The sequence below is a fragment of the Halococcus agarilyticus genome (genome assembly GCF_000334895.1).
Classification (GTDB): Archaea; Halobacteriota; Halobacteria; order Halobacteriales; family Halococcaceae; genus Halococcus; species Halococcus agarilyticus.
Genome location: NZ_BAFM01000019.1, coordinates 1 through 18,517, shown reverse-complemented (window position 1 = coordinate 18,517; position 18,517 = coordinate 1). Strand labels below are relative to the sequence as shown.

The following is an 18,517-nucleotide window of genomic DNA, read 5'->3' as shown; positions in this document are numbered from 1 at the left end:
TTTCCCGTAGACAACGTTTCACACACACATGCCAACCGATGGCAACGACGACGGACGAGAACGAATGCCAGCCCTCCGATTTCCGAATCGTCGACGGTTCTTGCAGACGCTCGGGGTGAGCGGGGCGGCGGCCGCGCTCGCCGGCTGTTCCGGCGGCGGTGGCTCGGGTGATTCGACGAGCACCGCCGGCGGTGGCGGCGGTGGAACGGAGGCGTCCGGTGGCGGGACGACCGAGGCGACGGCCACCTCGGGTGGTGGGAACGCCTCGACCGAGGGCGGGAACGCCTCGGAAGAGACCCAACAGTCCGGGGGTCAGCGCACGGTCGGCGGGAACTACATCGCCGGTTCCAGCACCGACGCCCAGACCCTGAACTTCATCCAGGTCTCCGACGTCCCGTCGTCGAACCGGATCGGACTGGCGCTCGACAGCGCCTACGCGATCACGACCGAAAACGAGGTGTTCCCGCTCTGGCTCGACCTCGAATCGGGGCCCGACAACCGGGTCTACACCGCGAACCTCCGGGACAACCTCCAGTGGGGCGGGGACTACGGCCAGATGACCGCCGAGGACTGGGTGTACATGATCAAGAACGTCTACCAGACCGAGGACAACTGGGCGGCCTACTCCAACCGGGGTGACTGGCAGCGCGAGGGCGAGTTCATCCCGGTCGAGAAGACCGGCAAACTCTCCTTCGAGATCCGGCTCCCCAACCCCGACCCGGCGTTCCCGCTGAAGCCGATCCTGTGGGGGGCGTTCTGCATGCCGAAGGGGCTCCTCGAACAGTACGTCCCCGACAAGGACCTCGAGGGACTCCAGCAGGACGAGGAGATCAGCACGCTCGCCTACAGCGGGAACCTCGGGCCGTACAGCTTCGAGCGCTGGGATCGGGAGGCGGCGTTCGTGGCGACCCGAAACGACGACTACTACATGCGCGACGCCTCGGACGTCCCCGCGGCGTGGCAGGGTGCGCCGTACTTCGATCAGTACACCTACCGGGTCATCGGCGAGCAGAGCACGCGCCTCTCGGCGCTGCAGGCCAACGAGATAACCACGACGGCGATCCCCTCGACGCAAGTGAGTCAGTTCGAGGGATCGGACGACACGAGCGTCGTCGTCGCCCCACAGCCGTTCTGCTCGCAGCTGATCTACAACCGACGGGCCAACAGCGTCTTCGCGGAGGGGTTCCGGAGCACGGCGGTCCGCCGGGCGCTCGCCTACGCCGTCGACAAGCAGCTCATCCTCGAGAACATCCTCAACGGCTACGGCAACGTCGCCCACACGTTCCAGCCGCAGTTCTCCGATTTCTACGACGACTCGCAGGTCGAACAGTTCGGCGTCGGGGACACGTTCAGCATGGAGCAAGCCCGGAGCGAACTCCAGAGCGCGCTCGGTGACACTCCGTACGCCTACGAGGGCGGGCAGGTCGTCAACGAGAACGGCAACCAGGTCACGCTCACCCTCGTCTACACGACGGGGTCGCAGACGACCGAGACGACCTGCAAGTACTTCAAACAGCAGTTCGAGAAGCTCGGGTTCGCGGTGTCGCTCACCGCCGTTCGGTTCAACACGCTGCTCGACAAGTACGTCACGAACAGCCCGACGAACGGCAACTTCGGCGACGAGGAGGGCGACTGGAGCGCCGGACCGTTCAACGCGGGCGAACGGACCGACTCGGTGAGTCCGGAGCAGTGGGACATGATGTACGGCATCGTCTTCAACACCTACCCCCGAACGCCGACGTCGACCGACGTGTTCTGGCAGCGGGAGACCTCGACGAACTTCTTCGGCTACTACCCCGAGGCGAACCTGAACGAGCTGTACAGCAGGGCCTCGACCGCGACCGACCAGCAAACGCGCCAGCAGGCGCTGGCCAGCATCTTCGGTGCGCTCTCGAAGGAACAGGCCAACCTGTTCACCAACATGGGCGTCGACATCATCGGCTACCAGCCGAACGTGGTCGGGCCGGACGAGACGTTCGGCTTCGGGTGGGACGACAACATCTGGTACTTCGACGAGGCCTGATCATCGGGACCAACGATGGGAATGGGATGGTACGTCGCGCGGCGGGTCGCGTGGGCGGGCGTGGTGACGTTCGTGATCCTGACGATCACCTTCGTCCTGCTCGACGCCGCACCCAACGCGGGACTCGCGCAGGTGCAGTTCCAGGCGGCACAGAGCGGGCAGAGCGCCGAGGCGGCGGCCGAAGCGTTCCGGGCGCGGCGCGGCCTCCAGGGACCGCTCTGGGAGCGGTATCTCGACTACCTCACCAACCTCGCGTCGGGGGACTGGGGCTGGTCGGACACCCGATCACAGCCGGTGTCGGAGGCGATCCTCACGGCGATCCCGTACTCCATGATGTACGGCGCTCCCTCGATCGTCCTCTCGACGATCATCGGGATGGGGATCGGGCTGTACTCGGCGGTCCACCAGTACGAGCGCAGCGACTACGTCGCCACGCTCGCGGCCTTCTTCGGGGTCAGCATCCCCAACTTCTGGTTCGGGATCGTCCTCCTGCTGGTGTTCTCGGTCCAGCTCAACTGGTTTCCGGTGCTGTTCGACGCGCAGATCGCCACCAACCGGACGTTCTCGCTGGCGAACCTCCACCAGCTCGTGTTGCCGATCGTCGTGTTGATGACCTCCGCGCTGGCGGGCAACGCCCGGTACGCCCGGGCGGAGGCGCTGGAGTACGTCCAGGCGGAGTTCGTCAAGACCGCACGCGCGAAGGGCGCGACCGGCTGGCGGATGCTGACTCGGCACATCCTCCGGCCGACCCTGGTGCCGCTCTCGACGCTGCTGGTCGGGGACCTGCTGGGGCTGATCCTGACGGCGTCGTACCTCATCGAGGTGGTCTTCGGGATCCCGGGCCTCGGATTCTTGAGCTATCAGGCGATCATCAACCAGGACACCGCGCTGGTGCTCGGCACCACGCTGATCCCGGTGTTCATCGCCGTGATCGGCAACCTGCTTCAGGACATCGCGTACACGGTGCTCGACCCGCGGATCAGCTACGGTGATCGCTGATGGCGGTCGACACACCACCGGACGGCGAGGGAGAGCGGTTCGAGGACGTCGACTGGGAAACGCTCGACAGCGGCATCGGCGACGTCGACGCGATCGCCGCGGTGACCTACGGGGCGTTCGCAGCGTACGCGCTCCTCTTGCTGTACGACGTCTTCGTGCTCCCACCGAGCCGGGCGACGATCGACGTGACGGTCGCCGGCTTCGGGTACGTCTGGGATCTCACCGGCGTGGACTGGCTGTTCGTCGGTACCCTCCTCGTCCTCTTTCTCTACGCCATCGTCCCGCTCGCGCGGAACCGCCGGCTGACCGCGTACTACTGGCGGCAGTTCAAGAAGAACAAGGCGGCGGTGCTCGGTCTCGTCTTCCTGATCGGGATCTTCCTCGTCGGGACCATCGGAACGGTGTTCATCAACGCGCCGGAGCCGAACTTCGGCGCGATCTCCCAGCCCCCGGTCTGGCAGGAGGGCGGGTCGTGGACGTACCCGTTCGGGACGACACAGGACGGTGTGGGCGTGATGAAGGCAGTGATCTTCGGGATGCGGGTCAGCATGCAGGTGGCGTTGATCGCGACCCTGATCTCGATGGTGATCGCCACCGCGGTCGGCGCGACCGCCGCCTACGGCGGCGGGTGGGTCGACGAGGTGTTGATGCGGTACGTCGACATCCAGCTCACCTTCCCGACGTTCTTCCTCTTTCTGATCCTCGTCTACCTCTACGGCGGCAGCCTCTTCCTGTTGATCGTGATCTTCGGCCTCACGGGGTGGGGTGGGTACGCCCGGATCATCCGAAGCGAGGCGCTCCAGCGCAACGAGGAGGCGTACATCAAGGCGGCCAAAAGCGCCGGCGGAAGCACCTATCACGTGATCCGGCGACATATCGTCCCGAACGTCTCGAACTCCATCATCACGGCCGCGACGCTCAACATCCCCTTCCTGATCCTCGCCGAGGCTGGGCTCTCCTTCCTCGGACTCGGCGATCCGACGGTGTACTCGTGGGGACAGACGATCGCGGCGGGACGAGGCGAGCTCAGCGACGCGTGGTGGATCTCGACCATTCCCGGCGTGTTCCTGTTTCTCACGATCCTCTCCTTTAACTTCCTCGGGGACGCGCTGCGCGACGCGCTCGACCCACGACAGGAGACCGAATGATGCAAGACGAATCACTGCTCTCGGTTCGAGACCTCCGGACGCAGTTCCACACCGACGAGGGCACCGTTCGCGCGGTCGACGGCGTGAGCTTCGACGTCGCCCGCGGCGAGACGGTGTGTATCGTCGGCGAGTCCGGCTCGGGCAAGACGGTCGCGAGCGAATCGCTCACGAAACTCATCCAGAGCCCTCCGGGCGAGATCGCCGGCGGCGAGGTGCTGTTCGACGGCGAGGACCTGACGAAGCTCACCGAAAAGGAGCTCCGGGAGGTCCGTGGCGGTCGGATCGGGCACGTCTTCCAGAACCCCCAGGGCGCGCTCAACCCCGTCTACACCGTGGGGTGGCAGATCGTGGAGGCGATCGAACTCCACGACCACACCGTTTCGGACGCGGGGGCGAAAGAGCACGCGATCGATCTGCTCGATCGGGTCGGGATCCCGGAGGCCGCCGCTCGGTTCGACGACTACCCCCACGAGTTCTCGGGTGGGATGAAACAGCGCGTGGTGGTGGCGATGGCGCTCGCCGCGAACCCCGATCTCCTGATCGCCGACGAGCCGACGACCGCCTTGGACGTCACGATCCAGGCTCAGATCCTCGCACTGATCGCCGACCTCCAGGAGGAGTTCCACATGAGCGTCCTCTTCGTCACTCACGACCTCGGCGTCGTGGCCGAGATCGCCGATCGCGTGGTCGTGATGTACGCGGGGAAGGTGATGGAGCGGGGCGACGTGTACGACATCTTCGAACGGCCCTCCCATCCCTACACCCGGGCACTGCTCAGGTGCCTCCCGGGACGTGGAACCCCGATGGGGTCGATCGACGGAACGCTGCCGGACCCGACCGACCCGCCCGAGGGCTGCCGGTTCAACCCTCGGTGCGAGCACGCGATCGACGACTGTCGCGTCGGCGACCAGCCCGAACTCTACCCCGTCGACGGCACCGACGACCACCGGGTCTCCTGTGTCCACTACGGTCCCAGCGGCGATCCGTCGGTCGTCCGCGAGAGCGAGCCGGCCGGAGAGACCGACACCGGCCTCGCGGACGGCGGTGCCGTGCGGGGCGGGGTCGGTGCCGAGACTGCAGAGGGGACGGAATCCAGGGAGGCCGACGATGAGTAGCGACATACCGACGAGCGGCGACGCGCCGCTGCTCGAAGTCCGCGGGCTGAAGAAACACTACCCGATCACGGAGGGGGTTCTGAAGCGCGAGGTCGGCCGCGTGAAGGCGGTCGACGGGATCAGCTTCACCGTCGAGCGCGGCGAGACCGTTGGCCTGGTCGGCGAGTCCGGCTGTGGGAAGTCGACCGCCGCGACGAGCATGCTCCGCCTGGAGGATCCCACCGCGGGCGAGGTGCTGTTCGACGGCACCGACATCACCGCATACGACGACGCGGAGCTGAAGCGGTTCCGGCGGCGCGCCCAGATGATCTTCCAGGACCCGACCTCCAGCTTCGATCCCCGGATGAGCATCGGCGAGTCGGTCGCCGAACCGCTCCGCGTCCACGGGATGCGCGACCGCAACCGCCGACGGCGGATCGTCGAGAACCTGCTCGACCGGATCGGGCTGTCGGGCGAGGACTTCGATCGGTACCCCCACGAGTTCTCGGGCGGGCAGAAACAGCGCGTCGCGCTCGCGCGGGCGCTGGTGGTCAACCCCGAACTGATCGTGGCCGACGAGCCCGTGAGCGCGCTCGACGTCTCGATCCAGTCGACGATCCTCTCGCGGATGAACGAGATCCAAGACGAGTTCGGGGTCGGGATGCTGTTCATCTCGCACGACCTCGGCGTGGTGCGGGAGGTCTGCGATCGTGTCGCGGTGATGTATCTCGGCGAGATCGTGGAGGTCGCGCCGACCGAGGAGCTGTTCGAGAACCCCGCCCACCCCTACACCCGCGCGCTGCTCGCGTCGATCCCCACCCCGGACCCGCGCGATCGGGCGGATCGGGTAGTATTGAGCGGGGACGTCCCGAGCCCCTCGAACCCGCCGAGCGGCTGCCGGTTCCACACCCGGTGTCCCGAGGTGATCCAGCCCACGGACTACGAGTTCGAGCAGGAGAACTGGCGCGCGGTGATGGACCTGCGCCAGCACGTCGACGGCCAGGGGATCGACCTCGAAGCGGTTCGGGAGTTCGTCTCGATGGAATCCGAGAACCCGGACGACGAGACGCTGAAGCGCGCGATCCGCGAGGAGTTCGACGTGCCGCCGACGCTCGACAGCCCGAGCGCGGAGCGGGTGCTCGACGACGCGCTCGATCACGTGGTCCGCGACGACCTCGCCGAGGCGCGCGAGCTGCTCGCCGAGGAGTTCGCGACCGTCTGCGAGCGCGATCCACCCGAACTCCGTGAGACCGCGGTGGGCCATCCGGCGTCCTGTCACCTCCACGACGAGGGGTACCCGGAGCCACGGCCCGCCGAGCGGATCGGCGACGGAGCCGGGTGAGCGGCGGAGGCGACGAGCGGCGGTGGAGACGGGCGACGGTACCAGATAAGCGGCGGAACTGTCCGGCGGCCGTGAGCCTTTCGGCGGTGGGGGCGTATCGTGGGCGATGACAACCGCACTGTTCGTCGTCAGCGAGGAGGGCTACTGGGGCGAGGAATGCATCGAGCCGCTCACGAGTCTCTCGGATGCGAGCGTCGACGTCACCGTGGCCACGCCGAGCGGATCGCCTCCGGAGATCGACGAGCGCTCGGTCGATCCCGACGAGGTGGGCGAGGAGACCGCCGAACACGTCATGGAGGTCCACGAGAACGACGACCGGCTGAACGACCCGATCCCGGTCGCGGCCGCCGACGCCGACGAGTACGACGCGGTGGTGTTCCCCGGCGGGCACGGAACCGAGTGGGACATCAATCAGGATCGTCACGCCCGCACGCTGCTGGCCGACGCGGTCGCCGGCGACGACGGCACGGCGCTCGTGGTCTGTCACGCCGTCGGCATCCTCGCGTTCACGTGGGGCGAGAGCGAGGGCCGGCTCGTCGAGGGCCGGGACGTCACCGGGTTCCCGAACGAGTGGGAGGAAGGTATTGTGGACGACCACGACAGGATGCCCGACGGCCGGAAACTTCCCTACTGGGTCGAGGACGAGGTCCGTGCAGCGGGCGGCAACTGGGATGCCGAACTCGACGCCGACACGAGCGTCACCGTCGACGGCGATCTCGTCACCGCCCGCGGACCTGGCTCGTCGGCCGCGGCCGCCGAAACGCTCCTCGACGAACTCGGCATCGAACAGCCCGCCTGAACGGCCGGGGGTGGCCCCGAACGTCCGGCTCGAACTACTGCTTACTGCTGGCGGCTCTGGGGGCGACTGGTCCCTTGCCGAGCCTCCTGCTGGGCGGTCGCTTGCTCGTCCCGTCGTTGGGTTCGCCCGACGTAGGCGAAGCTCCCGAACGGGAAGAAGCCGGTCTCGTCGCCGTTCTCGGTCTTCGTGACGAGGCCGTGCTCGCGCAGTTCGAACTCGGTACATCGCTGGATGGCGCGGTCGTTGGCGTCGACGACGGTCATTTCCGCCATGGCTACACCCATCGCTGGGAACGGTAAATGGGTGTCCGTACTGAAGAAAAGCGGACGATCCGGAACCGACACACCAGCCCGAACGTTCTATTCTTCCATATATTGTCCACAACTCAAGAGCTACGGCGACGTTCCTCCGATCGCATGTGGGGACTCGGAGCCGACAGGAACGAGCCGGAGTGGCAGGTAGTCGAGACGCCCTTTTCGAACGACCTCTTCGAGGTCGTCACCACGTCCCGCGGTCCGTTCGCGGTGGGTGACGGCGGAATCATCGCGGGTGACCGTGGCAAAGGATGGGCGATCATTACCGACGACGGGCCGAACGTGAGTCAAAACCAGCTGCGGACGCTCGACGTGACCGACGACGGCAAGCGGCTGTGGTTCGCGGGGTCGAGCGGCGCGATCGGTTGCTACGACGTCGAGACCAACCGGAAGTACGACTACTCCTACCCCAACGAGATGACCAGCACGTGGGAGTCGATCGCCGTCAGCGGCAACACCGGTAGCGAGAAGCTACTGGTCGCCAACGGGTCGGGGGAGATCATGCCGTGCAGCGTCGATGGGTTCACGATCAACTGGGGCGTGCCCGAGAAACCCGCAAACAAGGGGTCGACCATGACAGGGCTGGCCGCCTCACCCGACGGCTACGGGTATGGTATCGACACCAGCGGCAACGCGTTCATGACAACCAGAAACGATGGTTGGAAGGACATCGGAGTGATCGAGTCACAGGTCAAGTTCTACGACATCTGGGCCGAGCGCAACGGCCGGGTGTACATCGCCGCCGGGAAAGGGGTGCTCTACCGCTACGACAACTCCTACCGCGACTGGACGCCGATCGGCGTCGCCGAGAAGGGCGCGCTCCACGCGTTCGACATGTACGAGAACCAGATGGTCGCGCTCGGCGACGGCGGCCTCATGTACCAGCGCACGGACGGCGGCGAACGGTGGGAGCGACTCCACACCCCCACCGACGACACCCTCTACGACCTCGCGCTCGGCGACCCCGACATCGCGATCGGGAAGGGCGGCCTCGTGCTCGAACGCCCGCGCGGGACGACGCGCGCGGCCGGCAAGAGCCCCGACGGCGACGAGTACGCAGGACGCGGCGAGGTGTACGACGCCGACCCGAACGCACCTCGCGAATCCGCGTCGACAGCGTCAAACCGACCCTCGACCGCACAGCAGCCCCGAAGCGAACCCGTGCAGCCGGCGGCCGAATCGCCGCAACCGCACGCGTCCACCCCACCACGACGAGAGCCGTCACGAAACCCGCCGCAGTCCCGCACCGCGCAGCCACGCCAGCAGTCCCGAGAGAGCGCGCCGACCCAGTCCAGACCGCAGCCCCGAACCGAAGCTACGGACGTGACACGGTCGCAAAACGTCTCCTCACGGCCCGAGAACGGAGATCGTTCGCAGAAGGAGAATCAAGCCAAGTCACGGCCGCAGAATCCGCCCGCGGAAACAGCGAACGAACAGCAAAACTGAGCACCACTGGCGTTTCGAGAGGGCGAACTACCGAATTTAGGGTCTGCGGTCGGTGCGGTCGGGCAAGCTATCGTACCGCGAGCGAACGCGCGGCGCGAAGCGCCGCGGCTTGCGCGAACGGCGATAGCGAGGCGGCGAAGCCGCCTCGGACCGTTGGCGCGGCTCCGCCGCGCCAAGAAGCCGTGAGCGCGGTGTGAGCAAGCGGGCCGAGGAACCTCCGAAGGAGGTGACGAGGCTTTTGGTCCAGATTTTGCGAGGAGCGAGGGACGCTCCGCGTCCCCCGTACCGTGCGAGCGGGCTTTCGGCCCGCGAGCAGAGAGCGAACGAAGTGAGCGACCGTAGCAAAAGGTGGGATAGCGGGAGGTAGATTTGAACTACCGGTCTGCGGGTTATGAGCCCGCCGGAATCTCCTGGCTATCCTATCCCGCTACTCTCTCGTATCGCTGTCCGTTGGTTAAGGGTTGTGATTCATCCGTCGCCGGGACCCGTGTGGACCCGCCACGTGAGCAGGCTCTCGGCGACGTAGTTGACGAGCAGGCCCGCGCCGATCCCGGCGACCTTCGAGACGACGAACCACCCGTCGAGACCCGCGACGGCGAGGTCGACCGCGACCACACGATAGAGCAATCGGAAGGTCACGAGCTGGACCAGGATTCCACCCGTTCGGACGAGGTTCGAGCGGAGCAGTCGTCGGAGCGTCGGGCGGAGTCCACCCCTGCCCTCCTCGGCGAACGTCCAGTTGTCGTTGAGGAGAAACATGACGACGACCGAGACCTCGATGCCGACGAAGACGGCGATCTCGGGGAAGACACCGAGCTCGCGCAGCGCCGTCGCGGTCGTCACGTCGAATAGCGCGCCGACGACGCCGACCGAGGCGAACTGGCCGAAGCGGACCGCCGACACCAGTTCGAGCACTCGCCCCGTCACCCGTCCGCTCGCGAGGCGTGCCCGGAGGTCGGCCAGCAGCGAGCGTGCGCTCATCGGTCGGGACGGCCCGCGTCGACGAGCGCTGTCGGGGCCTCCCGGCGTGCGGCGATCGCGCCGTGGAGGCGGCTTTCGGTGATCAGCGCCGCGCGGTGCCTGGCGGCGAGCAACCCCTGCGCGAGCGCGACCGACGTCTCGATCGGCGAGACGGTCGAATCGGGCTGGTCGTGCCACGTGATCGGCACCTCCTCGATCGAGAGCCCGAACGCATCCGCCATCGCCACCAGCTCGATGTCCCACGCGAAGCCCGGCTCGTAGAGGTGTTCGCGGATCCGTTCCCACGCCTCCCGCGAGATCGCCTTCGCGCCACACTGGTAGTCGAACAGTTGGGGGGCGACCAGCCGCCGGGCGAGCCACGCGAACGTGTCGCCGAGCCGGCGGCGCGCGAACGTCCGGTGGCGCGCGATCGTCGCGTCGGGGTGGCGGCGCGAGCCGACCGCGAGATCCGCTCCGCCTCCCTCGACCGGCGCGATCACGTCGGCGAGCGAGTCGGCGGGCGTGCTCCCGTCGGCGTCGGCGAAGGCGAGCACGTCGGTGTCGAGCGCCTCGAACCCGGCGGTGATCGCGCGCCCCTTCCCCCGCCGGTGGGGCGACGTGGCGACGGTCGCCGAGAGGTCCGCGAGTCGGTCGGCCACCCCGGACCGGGGGGCGTCGAGTTCGATCCGGATCGTCGTCGGGGCGCAGCGCTCGTCGATCGCGGCGACGTAGGTCGCGAGGCGCTCGACGTCGGGCCGGTAGGCCGGCACGACGACCCCGACGGACCGGTGCATGGGGCCACCTCCGCGGGCGCGGACAAAAGGGGTTCGGAACCGCCGGCCCGAACTCCGCTTCCGTCCGTTCACGCTCGCCGATCCCACAAGAGGGATATGCACCGGTTCCCGGGTTTCGGCATGGAGTACGGTCTCGTCGTCCGGTGGCTCGCCGTCCTCTTTGCCCTCGGACTGGCGGGTGCGCCTCTCGCTGCACTTCTTTTCCGGCGATTCCCCGACCATGGAGCCGCGCTCGCGCTCCCGCTCTCGCTCGCGGTCGTCGGTTGCGTCGCCTACTGGGTCGGTCACCTCTCGCTCGTCGCCGGCCTCGTCGCCGGGATCGCGGTCCTCGTGGCGCTGTCGGGGCTCTCGCTTCGACGGCTCGACCGCGACGACATCGACGCCAGGCGAGCGCTCGCCCCGGTGGTGGTGTTCGCGCTCGCCTTCCTGTTCATGATCGCGATCCGGGCGGTCGATCCGGCGGTGCATCCGGGTGGCGGCGAGAAGTTCCTCGATTTCGGTCTTCTCAAGTCCCTCTCCCGAACGACCCGGCTCCCACCGGAGGACGTCTGGTTCGCCGGCGAGCCGGTCCAGTATTACTACGGCGGTCACCTCCTCACGACGCTGCTCGCGAAGCTCACGTTCACGGAGGCGCGCTACGCGTACAACCTCGCGCTCGCGGGCTTTTTCGCGATGGTCGTGACCGCGGCCTACGGACTCGCCGGGGCGATCGCGGCCGAACGCGGTCGATCGCCCCGCACCGCTGGTGTGATCGCGGCGTTCCTCGTCGGGTTCGCGAGCAATCTCGAAACCGCCGGTCGAGCGGTGCTGTGGGCGCTTCCCGACGGTGTGACGGAGTCGGTCGCCGCCTGGCTCGGCATCGAGATCACGGGGCTCGCGGCCTCACCCGCGGCGTTCGGCTACTGGGACGCGAGCCGCGTCATTCCGGGGACGGTCAACGAGTTCCCGCTGTTCGCGTGGCTCAACGGCGATCTCCACGCCCACATGCTGAGCACGCCCTTCCTCCTGCTGGCGGCGGCGTGCTGGTTCGCCTACTACTGTGCGCCCGCCGACGCGGTGTTGCGACGGCGACTCCTCGCGTTCGGCGCTGTGCCGCCGATCGCGGGCCTGCTCGCGGTCGTCAACACGTGGAGCTTTCCGACCGTCGCCGGGATCGGGTGGCTCGCGATGACGTTCGCCGACGCCGACCCGGTGTCGCTGTTTCCCGAGCGGATCGCGGCTCGCCTGCGGTCGTCCGCCGGCTCCAGCCTCCGCGGAGAAGTGCGCAGGACGGCGAGCGCGCTCGCGGCCGCGGCGGTCGTCCTCGCACTCGGAGTCGCGTGGTCGATCCCGTTCTGGCTCGGTTCGGCGAGCGGGCGCGCGGTCGCCTTCCTCCCGGAACGGAGCGCGCTCGGCCCGCTGTTGCTCGTCTACGGCGCGTTCCTCCTCGTGTTCGTGCCGTATCTCGCCGTCCACGCGCGCTCGCTCGGCACCCGGACGCGCGAGGCGGTGCTCGCCGCGCTCGCCGGCCTGGTCGCGATCGCGTGGCTGGCCGATGCGGCCGCCGTCGTAGTGTTCGGTCCGCTGCTCCTCGTGGGATGGCTCGTGCTTGTGACCCGGCGGAACGCCGGTTCGAGCGGTGCTCGATCGGCGTTCGTCGACAGCAGCCGACGACACCCCGCCGAATCCGATGGCGGCGTCGCCACCCGCGACTCGCTCGTCGGGGCGACCGTCGGCTACGAGACTGTCCTGCTGGTCGCGGGGGCGGGACTCGTCCTGCTGGTCGAGTTCGTCTACATCCAGGAGAACGCGGGACCGGGACGGTTCAACACGGTGTTCAAGACCTATGCGCAGATCTGGGTCCTCTTCGCGACTGCAGCGGGCGCGATGGCCGCGTGGCTGGTCGACGCCCGCCCCGCCGGGGTCGCCGACGCGATGGCGGGCCGATGGCGGATCGCCGGCCGCGCGCTGCTCGCGCTGGTCGTCCTCTCGACATCGATCTACGGCGGCCTCGCGCTCACCGACCAGTTCACGAGCGAGAGCCCGGTGACGAGCGTCGACGACCCCACGCTCGACGCGCGCGCGTTCGTCCCGGCGACCCACCCCGACGAGGCGGCCGCCATCGCGTGGCTCGACGACCGATCCGGCCAGCCCCACATCGTCTCGCTGCCTGGTTGCTGGTGCAACGACGACCCCCGCAAACCCTACCGCTGGGTGAACGCCCCCTCCAGTCTGACGGGGCTGCCGACGGTCGCGGGCTGGAGCCACGAGACCGGCTACCGGGGCGACGAAGCGTACCGCGAGCGCGTCGCGGACGTCGAAACCATCTACGAAGGGCGTCCCGTGGACCAGGCACAGCTTCTCCGCGAGTACGACGTCCGGTACGTCTACGTCGGCCCGAACGAGCGCGCGGCGTACGAGCGGATCGCCGTCGCGGATCTCCGGGGCGTCGAGGTCGCCAGGCAGTTCGAGGACGTGACGATCTACCGCGTCGACCAGAACGGGTTGCCGGCCTGAACGGAATCAGTTCGTTTGCTATCTCTTTCGATTACGCGAGATACTGTCGAGGGGCCCCTGACAGCGGCCGAAATGTCGTGGGAGAGTCCCGGAACAAACGAGTACCGTAGGCCACCCCCTCCCCAGCCGACTCCCTCGCTGCGCTCGCTTCGCTCACTCCGCTCAGTCATCCCTCGCGCGAACCGTGCGCTCACGGGTCGTGCCTCCCCGTTCGCAACGAGGCCCTCTCTTCGTTCGCGCCTCGCACCGCTCCCGCGCGCCACCGCTCCAAGGTGAACGGCGACCGGGGCGTATCTATCCGAATCCCGGCGGCCCGTCGTCGGAGCTGCTGCCGGTGTCGACGTCCGGCCCTGCCTCCTTCCGCCGGCGTTCGAGATCGCGGATCTGCCGGAGGTAGTAGAGCGCGCCGCCGGCCGCCACGAGCACCAGCACGGCGGCCCCGGCGATGAAGAGGTACAGGTCGCGCTGGAGGTAGTACCGCACCACCACGGCGCTGGACTCGACGTCGTCCCACCTGATCTGCACTCGCCCGTCGACCATCCGCTTGTTCGTGTAGCCGGGAGACACCTTCGCGAGCGGCTCGTAGTCGACCCGCATCCCCTTCGGGATCGTGACCTCGTAGGACCCCTCGACGAACGTCCGGGTGGTGAAGCGCTTGCCCTGGGCCGACGCGGTGAACCCGAGCTTCCCGTTCCTCGCGGGGAGGTTGATGACGGCGCGCTCGCGCTCGGTCGAGGTGTTGAACCCCGGCGTCTCGTCCGCCGTCACCACCCGGCCGTCGGGGTACCGGAACTGCAGCGCGGAGACCCCCAGCGGCTGGTTCTGACCGAGCTCGTTCCGCCGGAAGACCGGGAACGTCGATTCGTTCTGGACCGCGTAGACCGCCTCGTAGCTCCCGCCGGTGACGTTTATCGTGGCGTTCGCGTCGGTGTCCCAGTCGTAGCTCGTGTTGGCGGCGTCGCCCCCACCGCCCGCTCCCGGGCCGAGGATCGACGAGCAGCCCGCGAGCGCGACGAGCCCGACGAGGAGCCCGAACGCGAGGAGCCGCCGTCGCGTCATGGGACGACACAGAGGAGCTCGGCGGGCAGATACCCACCGATGCTCGCGAGCAGCCCCGGTGGATCGGTCCCCTCGCGACAGATCACGCTCTGTTCGAGGAGGCCGAGCCGCTCGACGGTCACGATGTCGTTCGCGTGGCCCGCGCGGTTGACGGTCGCGCGCGCCTCTCCACGGGTCGCGCTGTTGACGTTCACTCGCCCTGTGCCCCGCGTCCAGTCGTACAGCCGATCGCGCTCGTCGTCGGCCAGGCGCGACGGCTCGCCGTAGACGAACTGGAGGGGGAGATGCTGGACGAGGCCGTACCGCGTCCGGACCTGTTCGGGACTCCCGGGCCCCAACCCGATCTCGTCGGCCGGCACACGGATCTCCTCGCCGGCGTCGAGCACGAACCCCGACTCGTCCCACGATTCGAGGGTTCCGGTGTAGGTTTCGCCTCGTTCGAACTCGGGCGTGATCGCGCCCCACTCCTCGCCGAGGACGTTCCGTGCGGCCACCCCGTCCTCCCCTTCGACCGTCACCGAGGGGAAGTCGTCGTGACGGACCCCCACCTCGTACGTCACTTCGAGATCGCCGATCGCGTTGTCGACGAGCGACTCAAGTCCGGTGAGCGCACGCTCGCGGGCGTCCCCCTCGACGTAGCACTTGGTGGCGAGAACGACCATCAGGCGGGGACGGTGAGCGTGTCGTGGAGCTCGTCGATGCGCTCGTCCATCGCGTCGATCAACCGGTCGTTCTCCATCGATTCGAGCGCGGAGCCACACTGGGGGCACTCGAACCCGAACTCCATCGCCTCGCCGAACTCGAACCGGAGCGAGTCGACCTCACACAGGTAGAACTCGTTGTCACGCTCGTACTCCCGGCGCTCCTCCAACGCCTCCAGCAGCCGCCCCATCTCGTCCTGGAGATTGCCGGGGATCGACTCGTATTCGAACGTCCAGAGGTAGGTGAGCCACCCCGAGTCCTCGTCGCGGAGCCGGCGGTAGCTCGCGAGATCGTTTTCGTAGAGGATGAACAGCGCCCGCCGGACGTCGTTGAGTTCGAGGCCGAGGTCCTCGGCCAACTCCTCGTCGGTCACTTCGCCATCGGGCGGTGCGGCGGCGACGGGCATCCCGCGCGGGCCGACGAGTTCGTGGAGATAGGTCTGGACCACGGGGTCTTCGAGGAGGTCCTCAAACGCCATTGCCCGTCTTCGGGCATCAGGGCGGGTAAATCCATCGTTTACCCCGGCTCGTCTGCGAGACCGTCACTCGGAGCGTTCGACGCGCTTGCCGCGCTCCTGGGGCACGACCGTCCGCTCGGCGTCCGTCCACTCCCGATCGAGTTCGCGGCCCTCGAACAGCCGATCGAGGAACACCGCGAGCGAGGCGACCTCGGAGTGGGGCTGGTTGGTGATTCCAATGTTCCAGTCGGCGGCGTCGTACACTTCGCCAGCCACCTTCTCCGCGCCGACGACCACGAGCAGGGGCTCGGATCGGTGGGCCGCCCGGATCTCAGACTCACAGTCCTCGATCGGGAGCCCGTACATCGTGAGATGCACGACCTGGCCGTCCCACTCGCGGAGCAGCGGTCGGTAGGACTCGCGCGCCTCGACGTCGAACGGGCCGCCGAAGCGTCCCGTGATGTCGCTGACTGTCTTTTGGGGTCCGTCGGCACTGCCGGCGAACACGACCCGATCGGCTCCGAGCGCGCGAGCGGTCAGCCCGACGTGAGTGCTCATCCGCTCGTCACGGCCCGGTCGATGGCCGAGTCGGAGCACCCAGACCGGGGGTTCGCTCTGCATGGTGTGCTATCGTGCCGATTCGATGGCGGAGCTGATCGCGTCGAAGGAGTACCCCGAGAGGACGTTCCCGTCGACGAGAACGCCCGGGGTTCCAGTCACACCCCGTTCTTCGCCCTGCTCCCTGCCGCCCATGACGGTGTTCCGGTAGACACGGCTCGTCGCGGCGGTTCGAACCTGATCGCTGTCGACGCCCACCTCGTCGGCCAGCGACGCGTAGCGGTCTCCGCCGAGCGAGGACTGGTTCTCGAAGAGCAGGCCCGCGTAGGTCCAGAACTGCTCGTCACCGGCCCGATCTTGCACGGCGCGGGCCGCGTTCGCCGCGTAGTACGACTGCGGATCGTCGACCGGGAGCGGGAAGTCGTGGTGCTCGTACCGTATCGTCCCGGGTTCGATGTACTCCGACTCGATTTCGGGGAGGATCTCTGCATTGTAGCTCTGGCAGTGCGGACACGCGAAGTCCTCGTAGACCGCGACGGTCACGCTGGCCTCGGGATCACCTTTGACCGGGGCCGACAGCGGATCACCACTTCGGGTGGTCGCGCTGCCCGAACTCCCCGAGGAACCGCTGCCGAGACAGCCGGCGAGCGCGGTCGTGGCGAGGCCGGCGGCCCCGAGCAGCGCCCGGCGTCGATCCACCGACGGCGACCGGCCCCGGTTCGAGGAACCGGCGGCCGACTCGCGGGTTCGATCCATTGGCCGGCTTTTCGTCGCAGCGGGCATAAACCCCGCGACACCGCCGTCGGCCCCCGAACGCGGCACAGGGATCGGAAGACACATACTCGACGCCTCGGCATCCGGAACATGGATCTTTCGGGCAAACGGCTGCTCGTGACCGGCGGGGCGGGCCTCGTGGGCTCGCATCTCGCGGCACGGCTCGCCGACGGCAACGAGGTGGTCGTCGCGGACGATCTCTCGAAGGGCTCTCGTGAGCGCGTTCCCGACGGCGTCGAGTTCGTCGAGGCCGACATGACCGATCCCGACGACGTGACGCGGGTCGTCACCGACGACCTCGACTGTGTGTTCCACTTCGCGGCGTACACCGACACGAACTACGCGAACCCTCGCCAGCTGTTCGAGGAGAACGGCGCGATGACCTACAACGTCCTCGAACGGATGCACGAGGTCGGCGTCTCGAACATCGCGTTCACCTCCTCCTCGACGGTCTACGGCGAAGCACCGATGCCGACCCCGGAGGACTACGCCCCGCTCGAACCGATCTCCATCTACGGCGCGAGCAAGCTCGCCGACGAGGGCATCCTCTCGACGTACGCCCACTCCCACGACTTCACGGTCTGGCTGTTCCGCTTCGCGAACATCGTCGGCCCGCACCAGCGCGGGAACGTCGTGCCCGATTTCATCGAGAAGCTCGACGACGATCCCCAGAGGTTGGAGATCCTCGGCGACGGCCGCCAGGAGAAGTCCTATCTCCACGTCACGGACTGCATCGAGGCCATCCAGCACGTCGTGGAGCACACCGACCAGGCGATGAACACCTACAACCTGGGAACGCGGACCACGACCTCGGTGACGCGGATCGCGGACATCGTGGCCGACGAGATGGGGCTCGATCCCGAGTACGCCTACACCGGCGGCGACCGCGGCTGGACCGGCGACGTTCCGCGGATGCGGCTCTCGATCGAGAAACTCGCCGCGCTCGGGTGGAGTCCCGAACTGTCGAGCGACGCAGCGATCCGGCGCGGCGCGCGCGAGCTCATCGCGGAACTGACCTGAGCGGCATCGTACCGCTGGCTATCGACATCGTGAAATCCCTATTGAACCAGCAGAGAACACGGGTGGGAAAGTCGCGCTCAGCGAGCGTAGGTGTACCGGAACGATACTTGCTGAGGTGGACAGTTCCGCATGAGAGAGCACGTACCGGCCCCGAAACAACATAAATTTATAGAGTTACAGTAAATCGTCATAAGAGAAGCTAGAAAACTTTTATACTGCACTAGAACATAAGTCAAGTGTGCCATGAGGAAAGATGTGAAAGCTAACGATCTGAATCGTCGAAGCTTGCTGAAAAAAGTGGGAACTACTGCCGGTGTCGGTGTACTGGGAGCTAATGGCGTTGGTCTGGTTAGCGGAGCTCCGTCGCCTGAAGCTTGGGAGCAAAAAGGGAGTGACATCGAAGTAACTAATGCAACTCCCTTAGATCAATCGCAAGAGAATCAACGACTCACCAGCTCGGTGATGTCGTCGAAACCCGTGCAAAAATTAGCAGGACTCCTTCAACAAAGAAAGGACCTCCAGTGGTCGTTAG

Annotated in this window: 18 protein-coding genes and 1 tRNA gene; 10 read left to right on the top strand and 9 right to left on the bottom strand. The window is 67.3% G+C overall.

The annotated features are described in order from the left end of the window. The first annotated feature begins 64 nt into the window (after positions 1-64). From TX76_RS14000 to TX76_RS13975, 6 genes are all read left to right on the top strand, one after another. A complete protein-coding gene (locus TX76_RS14000) occupies positions 65-2,023 on the top strand; it encodes an ABC transporter substrate-binding protein (protein ID WP_079890846.1) in 1,959 nt (652 codons plus the stop codon). A gap of 15 nt (positions 2,024-2,038) precedes the next feature. Continuing rightward, positions 2,039-3,022: an ABC transporter permease gene (locus TX76_RS13995; RefSeq protein ID WP_394295443.1), complete on the top strand. Its 984-nt coding sequence runs from the start codon at positions 2,039-2,041 to the stop codon at positions 3,020-3,022. After that, a complete protein-coding gene (locus tag TX76_RS13990; RefSeq protein ID WP_049903218.1) occupies positions 3,022-4,170 on the top strand; it encodes an ABC transporter permease in 1,149 nt (382 codons plus the stop codon). The genes TX76_RS13995 and TX76_RS13990 overlap by 1 nt, the downstream gene beginning before the upstream one ends. Next, complete coding sequence (locus tag TX76_RS13985) at positions 4,170-5,285, top strand: ABC transporter ATP-binding protein (protein WP_049903217.1); 1,116 nt, start codon at positions 4,170-4,172, stop codon at positions 5,283-5,285. The genes TX76_RS13990 and TX76_RS13985 overlap by 1 nt, the downstream gene beginning before the upstream one ends. Then, positions 5,278-6,606 carry an ABC transporter ATP-binding protein gene (locus TX76_RS13980; protein ID WP_049903215.1) on the top strand — a complete coding sequence of 443 codons (1,329 nt, stop codon included), beginning with the start codon at positions 5,278-5,280 and terminating at the stop codon, positions 6,604-6,606. Before TX76_RS13985 ends, TX76_RS13980 begins: the two co-directional genes overlap by 8 nt. Before the next feature lie 106 nt (positions 6,607-6,712). Next, positions 6,713-7,405 (top strand): DJ-1/PfpI family protein, encoded by a 693-nt coding sequence (locus TX76_RS13975; protein ID WP_049903214.1) that lies wholly within the window; start codon positions 6,713-6,715, stop codon positions 7,403-7,405. Between the two features lie 41 nt (positions 7,406-7,446). Here TX76_RS13975 and TX76_RS13970 read toward each other — a convergent pair whose 3' ends face one another. Then, entirely contained in the window at positions 7,447-7,677 is a 231-nt protein-coding gene (locus TX76_RS13970; protein WP_154019092.1) for a hypothetical protein, read from the bottom strand. Positions 7,678-7,821: 144 nt separating this feature from the next. Between TX76_RS13970 and TX76_RS13965 the strand changes: the two genes are divergently transcribed. Further along, positions 7,822-9,165: a WD40/YVTN/BNR-like repeat-containing protein gene (locus TX76_RS13965; RefSeq protein WP_049903211.1), complete on the top strand. Its 1,344-nt coding sequence runs from the start codon at positions 7,822-7,824 to the stop codon at positions 9,163-9,165. 354 nt (positions 9,166-9,519) lie between these two features. Here TX76_RS13965 and TX76_RS13960 read toward each other — a convergent pair. The 3 genes from TX76_RS13960 to TX76_RS13950 form a co-directional block, all read right to left on the bottom strand. After that, a tRNA-Met gene (locus tag TX76_RS13960) sits at positions 9,520-9,594 on the bottom strand. A gap of 39 nt (positions 9,595-9,633) precedes the next feature. Further along, positions 9,634-10,146 (bottom strand): GtrA family protein, encoded by a 513-nt coding sequence (locus TX76_RS13955; protein WP_049903209.1) that lies wholly within the window; start codon positions 10,144-10,146, stop codon positions 9,634-9,636. Continuing rightward, positions 10,143-10,919 (bottom strand): glycosyltransferase, encoded by a 777-nt coding sequence (locus tag TX76_RS13950; RefSeq protein ID WP_049903207.1) that lies wholly within the window; start codon positions 10,917-10,919, stop codon positions 10,143-10,145. The genes TX76_RS13955 and TX76_RS13950 overlap by 4 nt, the downstream gene beginning before the upstream one ends. 120 nt (positions 10,920-11,039) lie before the next feature. Between TX76_RS13950 and TX76_RS13945 the strand changes: the two genes are divergently transcribed. After that, positions 11,040-13,415 carry a DUF2298 domain-containing protein gene (locus TX76_RS13945; protein ID WP_049903281.1) on the top strand — a complete coding sequence of 792 codons (2,376 nt, stop codon included), beginning with the start codon at positions 11,040-11,042 and terminating at the stop codon, positions 13,413-13,415. Positions 13,416-13,709: 294 nt separating this feature from the next. Here the strand turns inward: TX76_RS13945 and TX76_RS13940 are convergent, their stop codons facing one another. From TX76_RS13940 to TX76_RS13920, 5 genes are all read right to left on the bottom strand, one after another. After that, positions 13,710-14,474, bottom strand: a complete 765-nt coding sequence (locus TX76_RS13940; protein ID WP_049903205.1) for a DUF5803 family protein — start codon at positions 14,472-14,474, stop codon at positions 13,710-13,712. Then, positions 14,471-15,136 (bottom strand): DUF2110 family protein, encoded by a 666-nt coding sequence (locus tag TX76_RS13935; protein ID WP_049903204.1) that lies wholly within the window; start codon positions 15,134-15,136, stop codon positions 14,471-14,473. The genes TX76_RS13940 and TX76_RS13935 overlap by 4 nt, the downstream gene beginning before the upstream one ends. Beyond that, a complete protein-coding gene (locus TX76_RS13930) occupies positions 15,136-15,654 on the bottom strand; it encodes a transcription factor (RefSeq protein WP_049903202.1) in 519 nt (172 codons plus the stop codon). The genes TX76_RS13935 and TX76_RS13930 overlap by 1 nt, the downstream gene beginning before the upstream one ends. Positions 15,655-15,717: 63 nt before the next feature. After that, on the bottom strand, positions 15,718-16,254 hold the full coding sequence (locus tag TX76_RS13925; RefSeq protein ID WP_049903200.1) for a tRNA (cytidine(56)-2'-O)-methyltransferase: 537 nt from the start codon (positions 16,252-16,254) through the stop codon (positions 15,718-15,720). A 6-nt stretch (positions 16,255-16,260) separates the two neighbouring features. Further along, positions 16,261-16,947, bottom strand: coding sequence for a DsbA family protein (locus TX76_RS13920; RefSeq protein ID WP_079890843.1), 687 nt, complete (start codon positions 16,945-16,947; stop codon positions 16,261-16,263). Positions 16,948-17,055: 108 nt separating this feature from the next. Here TX76_RS13920 and TX76_RS13915 point away from each other — a divergent pair, with 108 nt between their 5' ends. Beyond that, a complete protein-coding gene (locus TX76_RS13915; RefSeq protein WP_049903198.1) occupies positions 17,056-17,985 on the top strand; it encodes an NAD-dependent epimerase/dehydratase family protein in 930 nt (309 codons plus the stop codon). A 243-nt stretch (positions 17,986-18,228) separates the two neighbouring features. Next, positions 18,229-18,517 (top strand): twin-arginine translocation signal domain-containing protein (locus TX76_RS17195; protein ID WP_154019091.1); only part of this gene is annotated, 289 nt, incomplete at its 3' end.

What these genes read in the sequence shown, in the direction of transcription:
- TX76_RS13950 (WP_049903207.1), bottom strand. Translation starts at nt 10,919, where the DNA reads ATGCACCGGTCCGTCGGGGTCGTCGTGCCGGCCTACCGGCCCGACGTC.
- TX76_RS13965 (WP_049903211.1), top strand. Translation starts at nt 7,822, where the DNA reads ATGTGGGGACTCGGAGCCGACAGGAACGAGCCGGAGTGGCAGGTAGTC.
- TX76_RS13930 (WP_049903202.1), bottom strand. Translation starts at nt 15,654, where the DNA reads ATGGCGTTTGAGGACCTCCTCGAAGACCCCGTGGTCCAGACCTATCTC.
- TX76_RS13985 (WP_049903217.1), top strand. Translation starts at nt 4,170, where the DNA reads ATGCAAGACGAATCACTGCTCTCGGTTCGAGACCTCCGGACGCAGTTC.
- TX76_RS13920 (WP_079890843.1), bottom strand. Translation starts at nt 16,947, where the DNA reads ATGGATCGAACCCGCGAGTCGGCCGCCGGTTCCTCGAACCGGGGCCGG.
- TX76_RS13995 (WP_394295443.1), top strand. Translation starts at nt 2,039, where the DNA reads ATGGGAATGGGATGGTACGTCGCGCGGCGGGTCGCGTGGGCGGGCGTG.
- TX76_RS13925 (WP_049903200.1), bottom strand. Translation starts at nt 16,254, where the DNA reads ATGCAGAGCGAACCCCCGGTCTGGGTGCTCCGACTCGGCCATCGACCG.
- TX76_RS14000 (WP_079890846.1), top strand. Translation starts at nt 65, where the DNA reads ATGCCAGCCCTCCGATTTCCGAATCGTCGACGGTTCTTGCAGACGCTC.
- TX76_RS13990 (WP_049903218.1), top strand. Translation starts at nt 3,022, where the DNA reads ATGGCGGTCGACACACCACCGGACGGCGAGGGAGAGCGGTTCGAGGAC.
- TX76_RS13980 (WP_049903215.1), top strand. Translation starts at nt 5,278, where the DNA reads ATGAGTAGCGACATACCGACGAGCGGCGACGCGCCGCTGCTCGAAGTC.
- TX76_RS13970 (WP_154019092.1), bottom strand. Translation starts at nt 7,677, where the DNA reads ATGGCGGAAATGACCGTCGTCGACGCCAACGACCGCGCCATCCAGCGA.
- TX76_RS13940 (WP_049903205.1), bottom strand. Translation starts at nt 14,474, where the DNA reads ATGACGCGACGGCGGCTCCTCGCGTTCGGGCTCCTCGTCGGGCTCGTC.
- TX76_RS13945 (WP_049903281.1), top strand. Translation starts at nt 11,040, where the DNA reads ATGGAGTACGGTCTCGTCGTCCGGTGGCTCGCCGTCCTCTTTGCCCTC.
- TX76_RS13975 (WP_049903214.1), top strand. Translation starts at nt 6,713, where the DNA reads ATGACAACCGCACTGTTCGTCGTCAGCGAGGAGGGCTACTGGGGCGAG.
- TX76_RS13915 (WP_049903198.1), top strand. Translation starts at nt 17,056, where the DNA reads ATGGATCTTTCGGGCAAACGGCTGCTCGTGACCGGCGGGGCGGGCCTC.
- TX76_RS13935 (WP_049903204.1), bottom strand. Translation starts at nt 15,136, where the DNA reads ATGGTCGTTCTCGCCACCAAGTGCTACGTCGAGGGGGACGCCCGCGAG.
- TX76_RS13955 (WP_049903209.1), bottom strand. Translation starts at nt 10,146, where the DNA reads ATGAGCGCACGCTCGCTGCTGGCCGACCTCCGGGCACGCCTCGCGAGC.